The following is an 11,915-nucleotide window of genomic DNA, read 5'->3' on the forward strand; positions in this document are numbered from 1 at the left end:
TAAAACAAACAGAATGTTGCTAATTATTACTTGGAGAACTTAAAAATCACTTGGAAATATAAGTTATGACTGCTAGTTACGAAAAAAATGTTTCTCAAGCTCTCAGTAATGAAACCCGTAGTTTAGTAGAAGCTTTTAATAAATTAGACACCGATGCTAAGTTAGCTTGGTTTTACTATGTTTATAAAAAAATGGGTGATTCTATCACTCCCGCCGCACCCGCAGCCGCCGAACCAGAATTAGCTCCCCTTTTATTAGGTAACTATTTTCAGTTATCAGAAGAAGATCAACTCAATATTATGCGGCAAATAGTTAATCGTGAAGATACAGAATATTCTCGTGCTTATGGAGCATTAAAAGAAAATAATCAATTATTAATTTGGTATGTATGGGCTGTAGCTATGGGCGATACAGTAGTGGGAATGCCAGATAATTATCAGCCCACAGAAGCTATAAATGATTTACTTTCACAAGTTGAAAACTTAGATTTTGAAGCACAAATGTCTATATTCCGGACTATTGCCGGGGAGATGGGACATACAAATGTCAAGCCAATTGAAACACAAGCACAAACAGGGAAAACATCAAGTTTTTAATTGAGTGGCTGGAAAGTAGGGAAAATTAAATTTGTCATTCCTACTTTCCTTACTATCAAATTCATATTAAATTAGGATTCACGCATCCAAATTTTCTGTTGAGACCGGGTGTGAGGGTTTCAAACATTTATATCCCTATACCCTTCTCCAAACCATTGATCTTTCGTTTTCATGGGTAAGCCTTAATCTATTAAGCGATCGCTCTCTTCTCTTCAAAATGGGCGATCTACGCGATAAACTCAGCCTAAATAGGCAGACTTGGTCTGTGATTTGTCGTAATTGGGGTCATACCGTTTCTTGATGTAGCTTGCCTGGCGTAGCCATAGATGCACTTTATTCTTTACTGTAGAGACGTTGCGTGCAACGTCTCTACTTATTTGGCGCAACTTCATAGAGAATTGGTATAAGCTTTCCAGTCATTGTGACCTAGTGCAGCAGAAAAAATCACTAAAAACTATTGACATTTGTCGCAGACTATGTTGATAATGGTTCTTTGTGGAAACTTTACCTCAATAAAATAAACACTTGGCTAACGTCATTGTAATAGGCGCTCAATGGGGCGATGAAGGAAAAGGTAAAATAACTGACTTACTCAGCCGCTCCGCAGATGTGGTAGTACGCTATCAAGGGGGTGTCAATGCTGGACACACAATTGTAGTCAAAGGTCAGACCTTTAAACTGCATTTGATTCCCTCTGGTATTTTGTACCCCGATACGGAATGTATGATCGGCTGTGGGACGGTCATCGATCCACAAGTTTTGATAAAAGAACTCGACCAATTAGAAAGTTTAAATATTTCTACTAAAAATCTGCTCATCTCTGAAACAGCCCATGTCACCATGCCCTATCATCGGCTAATTGACAAGGCATCAGAAGAGCGACGCGGAAGCCATAAAATTGGAACCACTGGTCGAGGGATTGGCCCTACCTACGCTGATAAATCCGAGCGCACAGGTATCAGGGTATTAGACTTGATGGACCCGGCGGCCCTCCGCGACCAGTTGGCATGGACAATAAATAATAAGAACCTCATTTTAGAAAAGCTGTATAACCTGCCACCTCTAGATACTGAAGAGGTCGTCAAAGAATATTTAGGGTATGCAGAACGTTTGAGACCTCACGTTGTTGATACATCTTTAAAGATATATGATGCCATTCAACGGCGGCGTAACATATTGTTTGAAGGCGCACAAGGTACGCTCTTAGACTTGGATCATGGGACTTATCCCTATGTCACTTCTTCCAACCCCGTAGCTGGGGGGGCTTGCGTAGGTACAGGTCTAGGCCCGACAATGATAGATCGGGTAATTGGGGTTTCCAAAGCCTACACAACACGAGTCGGAGAAGGCCCATTCCCTACCGAACTGGATGGGGAGTTAGGGGAATTATTGTGCGATCGCGGGGCAGAATTTGGCACCACTACCGGACGTAAGCGTCGCTGTGGTTGGTTTGATGCGGTTATCGGTCGCTACGCTGTGCGAATTAACGGCATGGATTGTATGGCTATCACCAAACTGGATGTCCTTGACGAGTTAGAGGAAATTCAAGTTTGTATAGCCTATGAAATAGACGGCGATCGCTGCGACCATTTCCCAACTAGCGCTCGTCAGTTTGCCCGGTGTCGTCCTATTTACAAAACCCTCCCAGGCTGGCAAGTGCCAACAAGCGAATGTCGCACCCTGGAAGACTTACCCCAACAAGCACTGGACTATCTAAAATTCCTCGCAGAATTGATGGAAGTCCCAATTGCGATCGTTTCTTTAGGCGCAAGCCGCGATCAAACTATCATCGTTGAAGACCCTATCCACGGGCCAAAACGTGCCTTGCTGCACCCCGATGGTACTCCCGCCTCTTTGTTGAGTGCATAATCAGTACTAAGTACTAAGTCAAAAGTCCAGAGTCCAGAGTTTTGTGACAACAGACAAATGTACAGACGCGATTAATCGCGTCTCTAACAACTAACAACCGACAATTAAACTAATATGGCTCTGACAGTCGAAACTAAAAAACGCCCAGAAGGCAGCAAGCCTAAAGCTTTGCGCCGCTCTGGATTTATCCCCGCTAATTTGTACGGACACAACGGTAGAGAATCAATTTCTTTGGTAGTTGATGCCAAAGTAGTTGAAAGATTACTCAAAGCAGCTGCTGTTAAAAAAACAGAAATCGAACTCAATATTCCTGAACTGGAATGGACTGGTAAAACCGTTCTTCAAGAAGTTCAGATACATCCAGCCAAAGGTACACCGTATCACATCAGCTTCCTTGCCACTGCCAAAGGCTAAAGCAAGTGCAAAATTTGTCTTACTTGCCATTTAAAGTTTGTGATAATTGCTGATAAGCCAGGGTTAAAACCCTGGTTTTTTGTTGTTTGCCTTTCTCAACTTTTTTAGACAGATTAAGTCTCAATCCCGTATCTTACGATAGTACTTAAACGGACATCTTGCACCAAACCGCGATTTTAATCGTTAAGTGAAAATGTTAGTAAATCAAATAGGCAGGAGCAATAAAGTGCAAATTGAAAAAACAGAGGTGGAAATTTCTACGCCTGATGGACAAATGCCTGCGTTCTTGTATCAGCCTTGTGAACATGGACAAAAGCCAGCCGTAATTCTTTTAATGGAAGCATTTGGCTTAACTTCTCACATTCAGGATGTAGCAGCTCGAATTGCTAACGAAGGCTACGTAGTTCTGACTCCAGATTTGTACTATCGTGAATTGACAAACAACAAGTTTGGATATGAAGAAGTTGAGCAAGCTATGGCGATGATGTACCGCCTTGACTTCGGTAAACCAATTGAGGAGGATATTAGAGCAGCGATCGCTTATCTCAAGTTACAGCCTTATGTATTCCCAGAAAAGATTGGCGTGACTGGGTTTTGCTTGGGTGGTGGTCTGTCTTTTCTCAGCGCTTGCAAATTTTCAAACGAAATTGCGGCGGTAGCTTCCTTCTACGGAATGGTTCTGGATGATTGGATAGAAGCGATAACAAACATCTCAGTACCCATATACTTATTTTACGGTGGTGTCGATCCATTTATTCCACTTGAACGTGTTCAGCAAATTGAGACTCGGTTCCAGGAACTTAGTAAGGAATACACATTGAAGGTTTATCCTGATGCTGATCATGGTTTTTTCTGCCATGAGCGTTCTTCCTATAACCGTTCAGCAGCCGAAGACTCATGGAATGAGCTGACACAGTTCTTCCACAGACATTTACAAAAGTCTGTCTAACTGCTACTTACAATAAGCGATCGCCTTTTGTGGAAGTTTTTAAATAAAATCTTCATCAAATGCTTGTGAGTTCGACGTTGAGGCTTTTACTCTCCTAAAAAAAGTACCATAATCAAGGTTTCAGCATATCCTGAACTCAGGTTAATTTAAAATTTCTATGACAGAAACGACTCTCCCACCCTTAATTCAGCAGATGTTACAACCAGGATTTTATCCTCATGAAGTAACAGAACCTATTCAACTAATTCAGACTCATGTTTCTTCTGTGTTACTCACAGGAGAGTATGCCTATAAACTAAAAAAACCAGTGAATTTTGGCTTTTTGGATTTCTCCACTTTAGAAAAGCGACAACATTTTTGTCAGGAAGAACTGCGCTTGAATCAACGAGGAGCAGCTGAATTATATTTAGAAGTTTTACCAATCAGTTTGGTAGGTGAGCAATATACTCTAGGGGGAACTGGTGAGGCTGTCGAGTATGTGCTGAAGATGCGCCAGTTTCCCCAGGATGGCTTATTCAGTGAACTTTTTGCCCAAGGTAAACTCACTGAGTCACACCTAGAAGAATTAGGCAAGGTCGTGGCTCAATACCATGCTAAAACTGAGACGAATGATTATATTCGCAGTTTTGGAGAAGTTCCTCAAGTGCAGGCTGCATTTGATGAAAATTATCAGCAAACTGAGAAATATATCGGTGGACCCCAAACACAGTTGCAATTTGACGAAACTAAAGCCTACACCGAGCGTTTTTTCGCAGAAAAACAAGAATTATTCCAGCGCCGAATCCAAAATAACTATATTCGGGAATGTCATGGAGACTTACACCTGAGAAATATCTGTCTATGGCAAGATAAAATTCTTCTGTTTGATTGTATTGAATTTAACGAACCTTTCCGCTTTGTTGATGTCATGTTCGATGTCGCCTATGCGGTGATGGATTTGGATGCACAGCAACGCCCAGACCTGAGTAACGCATATTTGAATACCTATCTAGAGCAGACTGGCGACTGGGAAGGGTTAGAAGTGCTACCCATATACTTAAATCGTCAATCTTATGTGCGAGCTAAAGTAACTTCATTTTTATTGGATGACCCCAGCGTCCCCGCGACGGTGAAGGAAGAAGCGACGAAAACAGCCTCTACATACTACAAACTGGCGTGGGAATATACCAAACCCAAACAAGGAAAACTTATCTTAATGTCCGGGTTATCTGGTTCTGGGAAGAGTACGACTGCAAAATATTTAGCCCGTCAACTAGATGCAATTCAAATTCGCTCAGATGCAGTCCGCAAACACTTGGGGGGAATTTCTCTGTGGGAACGTGGTGGTGATGACTTGTATACACCCGAAATGACCCAGAAAACCTATGCAAGGTTATTAAACTTGGGGACTATACTAGCTAATCAAGGTTACACAGTAATTTTGGATGCTAAATATGATAAACAAAATTTACGCCAAGAGGCGATCGCTCAAGCCGAAAAACATCACCTCCCCCTCCAGATTATTCACTGCACAGCACCCATAGAAGTTATACAAGAACGCCTAATAAAGCGTACAGGCGATATTGCCGATGCTACAGTTGATTTGTTATCTTCCCAACTCCAGCAAACTGAACCCTTTACCGACCAAGAAAAACCTTACGTGCAAACTTGGGACACAACTCAACCACCACACGTAATTGGTAATCGGTAATTTACCGAAAGCTTATTTATGGGGAAACAAGTGTAGGTTAAAAACGTTACCCCTACACCCCTACACCCCTACACCCCTACACCCCTAGTTCATTTATGGCTAACAATAACAACTTATTCAATTTCACTCCCGAATTCCTGTCGCAGTTAATATTTGGGGCATTTTTAATATTTATTTTAATCACAACAGGTTCGCCACCATCTTTGAGTATTTTTCTGGGAATTATTGGTGGTTTCGCCTTAGGCTGGTTTACTAATTCTACTAAAAGTAGTCCTCAAGCGCCTGTTGTCGCTTCTTCTGATGGTATTGATGCTGGATTAAAATACTGGTTATTTTTCTTGCTAGGGTTTGGATTATTAGGATATCCTGCACCCATGAGTATTTTACTGGGTGGAATAGGTGCTGTTGGGGGAGGCTGGATTATTGCTTGGTGGCGAAGCAAAGAAGAAACGAAAACTCAATTACCTGTGAATGCTTCACAAGAAGTTGTGAGTGAAGAGTCGAGCGACAGAATCACCAAGCGACAAACAAGAAGACCCGTTCGGCGTTACCGTCGTTCTGGTAGAAATTTTGGGTTTTTATTGTGGGGGAATAATCGAAATAATGACGAAGAGTGAATAATATCTGTGGGGGTTGGTAATTGGTAATTGGTAATTGGTAAGGATCAATCACTATTGTGAGCGCTGAGTTTATCAGGTTAAAATTGCTCCACCCATCAAGCGTTCATAGCGATATTTCAACTCTGCTTTCATTAAAGGCCAGCGCTCTAAACTCACATCTATTTCTATCACTTTCTCGGCGGCTTGTCTGGCTAATAATAAAACTTCTTCATCTTCTACTAAACTTGCTAAGGTAAAATCAGGCACACCAGATTGCCTTGTTCCTAACACCTCACCCGGCCCGCGAAAACGCATATCCATTTCGGAGATGAAAAAGCCGTCTTGAGACTGTTCTAATACTTTCAGGCGTTGTTGAGCGTCAGGACTTCTAGAACTACTCATCAATAAACAGTAAGACTGAGCTGCACCTCGACCCACACGCCCGCGTAATTGGTGCAGTTGCGACAAACCAAATCTTTCTGCATTTTCAATGAGCATCACTGTTGCATTTGGTACATCTACACCAACTTCAACAACAGTTGTAGATACAAGAATCTGCGTTTCATTATCGCGGAATTTGGTAATCGCTTCGTCTTTTTCCGCCGAACTCATGCGACCATGCAGCAAACCGACTTGAAACTCTGGAAAAACGCTCTCTTGTAACTTTTGGTGTTCTTCTACAGCCGATCGCAAATCTAGTTTCTCTGATTCTTCTACCAATGGCAAGACTACATAAGTTTGTCTACCTTGGGCAATTTCCCGGCGGATGAGGTCGTAAGCTTGAGGACGTTGTTGACCACTTAACATGGTCGTTTGAATCTTTTGTCGTCCTGGTGGTAACTCATCAATTTGACTGACGTTCATATCCCCGTGTATGGTTAATGCCAATGTCCGAGGAATGGGTGTAGCTGTCATAGTTAATACATGGGGTTGTTCGCCTTTTTGCTGCAACAGCGCCCGTTGTTTGACCCCAAAGCGGTGCTGTTCATCAATGACAACTAAACCCAAGCGTTGGAAGTTTACCGGGTCTTGAATCAAGGCGTGGGTTCCCACCAACAAAGGTAATTCACCTGTTTCTAGTTGGGAATGTATTTGTCTTCTTTTAACAGTTTTGGTTGAACCTGTAAGTAATTCCACGGGTAAATGCAACAGGTTAAACCAGCTAACTAACTTTCGGTAATGCTGTTCTGCTAATACTTCCGTAGGAGCCATGAGGGCAGCTTGGTAGCCGGATTGAATGGCGGCTAAAATTGCTACCACTGCTACCACAGTTTTACCTGAACCCACATCACCCTGTACCAGACGATTCATCGGTGTGGATTTTTGCAAGTCGTTGAGGATGTCGTTCAGGACTCGTTGCTGTGCGCCAGTGAGTTGGAATGGGAGTATTTCGTAGAAATTTTCGATTAACTGACCTTTGGGAGCCAGGATGGCGCTAGTTTGAATCGCTTTGGCTTGCTGCTGACGTTGCAATAAACCAAGTTGTAGGTAGAAAAATTCATCAAAAACGAGGCGACGACGGGCAACTTGTAGGGTAGCACTTTCATCAGGAAAATGGATGTTAGCGATCGCATCCTTCAATTCCATCAAACCATACTTTTCCCGCAAACCTTTAGGTAATGGGTCTTTCAAATGCACCGCCGCAGGTAAAGCCGCCAGTACCGCCTGTCTCACCATACTAGCCATTACTCCCTCGGTGAGGCTGTAAATCGGCACTACCCGCCCCATTGTCAAGGACTCAATAGTATCTCCAGGGTTCGCTAAAACTTCCAATTCGGGGTTATCCAGGGTCAAGCCGTATTTAGTCCCTTTCACTAACCCACAAGCAGCCAACACACTACCCACAGGATAACGGCGTTTTAAACTTTCCTGCCAAGCGCGACTGGTAAACCGCGCCCCCGCAGAGAAACGACTGATTTTAATTTGACCTGTATTATCTTTAAGTATTAACTCTAAAATCGATAATTTTTGATTCTTGGGGCTAGTAAAACAATTACACTTTTTCACCGTGGCTACTATGGTCACTGTCTCACCCGCTTCCAACTCGCGGATATTTACCTGACGCGCATAGTCGATATGGTCACGGGGATAGTAAAAAAGCAAGTCGCGCACTGTATACAAACGCAAAGCCGCTAATTTATCTGCTTTGCGAATGCCTATTTCTGGTAAATCACTGAGTTTCTGGTCAATTTTCGGAGCTAACCTCCGACTCACCTCCGCTACAACCGGGGTAGCATTAGGAAGTTTTGATTTATAACTAGTTGCTTGCGCTTCCTTAGGTTCTTCTTGCTCTTTTTGCAGTTGATAAAGATACCTACGCGTTTCCGCTATAAGGTGTTGTCTTTCTTTCTGTACCAAATTGGGATAGTTAGCAAACTTCTCTGCCAATTCTTGCCAACGACGACGTTCAATTGCAGGTAAAACCATCGGGAATTTCCCAAAAGTCAAGCTGAGAAATTCACTAAAGCGGTATTGCTTACCTAGCAAGTCTGTAAAGCCGTGTTCTGCTTCTACGGCTAAGGCTTTATGCAGTCTTATCCAATCTGGTTGGTCATTGCTCATTAGTCAACCCCTAAGGGGAATTCAAAATTCAAAATCAATACAATCAGAGTCAGTATTATGACCAATGCTAATAACAACTGACAACCGACAACTAACTAATCCTCATACCAACTGGAACGCCATGCGGCTTCAGCTTCCGCAATTGAACGTTCTCGTTGTTTTTTTTGATATTCTCTACCTAACTGGTTGAGCTTTCCTAATACATGGCGAATTTGCTTACGACTAGAGGAAAGGGTGGGGTCAGCAAACTCTATTTCTCCCAACCTCAAATTAACTGTCGTAATTTGCGTTAGGCTGGATTCTTCTTCATCTTGCTCATTTTCAATTTCAATCACCAAGTTTAAAAGGTTAGGTGGGCCTGGCATCATTTCCGCAGAAGCTTCCGATGCAGCAGCAGCCGCCTCTAAAATGGGTTCTGGTAATTTTTGGGGCAAAACCTGAGCTTTTTGCAGCAAAACATTAGTTTCATGAGAAACTTTTCTCAGTGTCCGTTGGGTTTCTTCTTCTATATACTGTTGCCACTTTGCCAGCACTACAGGATTAGAAGTATCTAATACATAAACCTGAGAGACTTCAGCCGCAGATGTTAGCGCCTCCTCTTCTCCTACTTCTGCATCTTCCTCATCTTCCTCATCTTCCCCATCTCCCTCAATTTCCGGACTCATCAGCTGGATTAGTAATCTTTCCGCCGCCTGCTTACCCAGTTTGCGGATGCCTTGTTGTAATTGCTGCCGTTGATTTAACGACAACTTCAAAAAGTTTTCGGGATACCCTTGTGTACACAAATGGTAACTTGCCAGAATTAACTGTTTACCTAATGCTTGACCCAAAACACCTAGATAACTAGCATAAGCGCTATGGAGTTCTGAGGCGATCGCTTGTATCGCTTCTTGCAAAGCCGCAATATCCTGCTCAATTCGCTCAATTGCTCTTCCCATATCTTGTATTTGTCCACCTGAACCTATTCATGGTACAAATGTACGCAATTATTTTAAAATAACTAGCGAGAAAATTTAATATATCTGAATTAATAAAATGCAGGCCAGGCTATTTGCTTGACCTGCTGCATAAAAGTCAAAAGCCCACAGTCCACAGTCAAAAAACTCATAAATAATGACTAATGACTAGTGACTAATGACTAATGACTAATTAATTACTTCACACCCATTTGGGCGGCGACTTCTTCAGCAAAGTTGCTTTCTTGCTTTTCGATGCCTTCACCCAGTATGTAGCGGACAAAACGGATGATTTCAACTTCTTCACCCGCTTTAGCCTTAACTTGTTTCACCAAGTCTTCTACAGAAATACTTTGATCGCGAATATAAGGCTGATCAACTAGAGTTAGTTCTTTCAGGCGTTTTTCAATCCGTCCTTGAACAATTTTTTCTCTAATGTTTTCTGGTTTATTTGCTATGTCTTCTTTACCAGATTCAACGTCTTTTTCTCTCTGGACAACTTCAGCAGGGATTTGCTCGACGCTGACATACTCAACGTTGGGACAAGCTGCAACCTGCATAGCTGCGTTTCTTGCTAAATTCTGCACTTCTTCGTTAGCAGCACCAGCCTCAGATTGAGAGTTTAATTCAACTAACACACCAACTCTACCGCCGGTGTGAATGTAGCTGTCTACAACTCCTGTCTTATCTGTGAGTGCAAAGTTGATGAAGCGCCGTACCTGGATATTTTCACCCAAGTTAGCAATAGTTTGCTTGATGGCTTCATCTACAGTGAGGTTAGCATCTTCAATGTAGGGTTGAGCTAGCAAAGACTCAACACTATCGGCTGTTGCTGCTTGTTGAGCTAAGTTTTTAACTAGAGTTTTAAAAGCATCGTTACGGGCGACAAAATCTGTCTGGCAGTTAACTTCTATCAGTACACCCACCTTACCACCGGGTTGAATGTAGGTGTCTACTAGACCTTCTGCCGCAATGCGATCGCTTTTTTTACCCGCAGAAGCGATACCTTTTTTACGTAGCCAATCTATGGCTTGTTCGACATCGCCTTCAGTTTCTTTCAGCGCTTTTTTGCAGTCCATCATGCCAGCACCAGTCTTTTGGCGTAGCTCTTGGACGAGTTTTGCAGATATTTCCGCCATGTTGCCTCAATTCCTAACTTGACCTTGAGTTGTAATCGCTCACTGAAACAGTGCTGAGTTATATAGTGCTGTATGCCAAGTAAAAGTACTTAAACAACAGTACGTACTTTTTACTCCCGTTGTTTTAGTTGCAAAACCAGCCATTTTGTGCTGAATTTTTTCAACATTTATTTTGGGATCATACCCAGCACCATACAAGTGTGTTGAGTATTTCTATCTTACTCAGGGCTGGGGAAGAAAAAGCGATGAAATCTCAAGCCTGAAGGATGAAATATGAAGCGTGAGCTGGTAAACTTCATCTTCCATCCTACAATTTGGCTTATTCTGCTTCCTCTTCGTCGTCGGGAATCACCGAGTCAGTGTACTCGGTTTCATCGTATTCGTAATCGTCCTCAGCGCCTTCGTAATCTTCGTACTCTTCTTCTACATCCAGCTGACCATGACGGCCTTCATAAATAGCATCCGCCAATTTACCCACTATCAGCTTAATTGATCTGATAGCATCGTCATTTGCTGGTATGGGGATATCTACTACGTCTGGATCACAGTTTGTATCCAACATGGACACAATGGGGATGCTGAGTTTTTGGCATTCTTGAACTGCGTTGTACTCCCGGCGTTGGTCTACAATTACCACTACATCGGGGACTTTCCGCATTGTTTTAATGCCACCCAAGTATTTTTGTAGTTTCGCCAGTTCCCGCCGTAGCATGGATGCTTCTTTTTTCGGCAGTAAATCTAAAGCGCCGCTTTCTTCCCGACGTTCTAAGTCTTTGAGGCGATCTACTCTGGTTTTGATGGTTGCCCAGTTGGTGAGCATTCCACCCAACCAACGCTGGTTAATGTAGTGGGAACCACAACGAGCAGCTTCCTGAGCGATAATCCCTGCTGCTTGCCGCTTCGTACCGACGAAGAGAAATTTCTTCCCTTGTTCGGCTTGCGATCGCATATAGTTATAAGCCTCATCCATCAAGTGGGCTGTCTGCACCAAGTCGATGATATGTACACCATTGCGAGAGGTGTAAATGTAAGGAGACATTTTTGGGTTCCAACGTCGGGTTTGATGCCCAAAGTGAACCCCAGACTCCATCATTTGAGCCAATGAAACTACTGGCATATATTTTATAACTCCTATTCGGGT

At 42.8% G+C, this 11,915-nt stretch carries 10 protein-coding genes; 6 read left to right on the top strand and 4 right to left on the bottom strand.

All coding sequences use genetic code 11. The features are described from left to right. The first annotated feature begins 65 nt into the window (after positions 1-65). The 6 genes from GSQ19_RS15575 (at position 66) to GSQ19_RS15600 (ending at position 6,135) form a co-directional block, all read left to right on the top strand. Entirely contained in the window at positions 66-596 is a 531-nt protein-coding gene (locus GSQ19_RS15575) for an orange carotenoid protein N-terminal domain-containing protein (RefSeq protein ID WP_011318844.1), read from the top strand. Between the two features lie 525 nt (positions 597-1,121). Then, on the top strand, positions 1,122-2,465 hold the full coding sequence (locus GSQ19_RS15580; RefSeq protein ID WP_011318845.1) for an adenylosuccinate synthase: 1,344 nt from the start codon (positions 1,122-1,124) through the stop codon (positions 2,463-2,465). Positions 2,466-2,579: 114 nt separating this feature from the next. Continuing rightward, positions 2,580-2,879, top strand: a complete 300-nt coding sequence (rplY, locus tag GSQ19_RS15585; RefSeq protein WP_011318846.1) for a 50S ribosomal protein L25 — start codon at positions 2,580-2,582, stop codon at positions 2,877-2,879. A gap of 226 nt (positions 2,880-3,105) precedes the next feature. Then, positions 3,106-3,828 (top strand): dienelactone hydrolase family protein, encoded by a 723-nt coding sequence (locus GSQ19_RS15590; protein WP_041456732.1) that lies wholly within the window; start codon positions 3,106-3,108, stop codon positions 3,826-3,828. Positions 3,829-3,985: 157 nt separating this feature from the next. After that, on the top strand, positions 3,986-5,518 hold the full coding sequence (locus tag GSQ19_RS15595) for a bifunctional aminoglycoside phosphotransferase/ATP-binding protein (RefSeq protein ID WP_011318848.1): 1,533 nt from the start codon (positions 3,986-3,988) through the stop codon (positions 5,516-5,518). 95 nt (positions 5,519-5,613) lie between these two features. Continuing rightward, entirely contained in the window at positions 5,614-6,135 is a 522-nt protein-coding gene (locus GSQ19_RS15600; RefSeq protein ID WP_011318849.1) for a hypothetical protein, read from the top strand. 75 nt (positions 6,136-6,210) lie between these two features. Here GSQ19_RS15600 and recG read toward each other — a convergent pair whose 3' ends face one another. From recG to rpsB, 4 genes are all read right to left on the bottom strand, one after another. Next, complete coding sequence (gene recG, locus GSQ19_RS15605; RefSeq protein ID WP_011318850.1) at positions 6,211-8,679, bottom strand: ATP-dependent DNA helicase RecG; 2,469 nt, start codon at positions 8,677-8,679, stop codon at positions 6,211-6,213. 95 nt (positions 8,680-8,774) lie between these two features. Further along, a complete protein-coding gene (locus tag GSQ19_RS15610) occupies positions 8,775-9,617 on the bottom strand; it encodes a hypothetical protein (protein WP_011318851.1) in 843 nt (280 codons plus the stop codon). Positions 9,618-9,832: 215 nt separating this feature from the next. Further along, complete coding sequence (gene tsf / locus GSQ19_RS15615; RefSeq protein WP_011318852.1) at positions 9,833-10,774, bottom strand: translation elongation factor Ts; 942 nt, start codon at positions 10,772-10,774, stop codon at positions 9,833-9,835. A 319-nt stretch (positions 10,775-11,093) separates the two neighbouring features. Next, a complete protein-coding gene (gene rpsB / locus GSQ19_RS15620; RefSeq protein ID WP_011318853.1) occupies positions 11,094-11,891 on the bottom strand; it encodes a 30S ribosomal protein S2 in 798 nt (265 codons plus the stop codon). Between the last annotated feature and the right edge of the window lie 24 nt (positions 11,892-11,915).

The sequence above is a fragment of the Trichormus variabilis 0441 genome, assembly GCF_009856605.1.
Classification (GTDB): Bacteria; Cyanobacteriota; Cyanobacteriia; order Cyanobacteriales; family Nostocaceae; genus Trichormus; species Trichormus variabilis.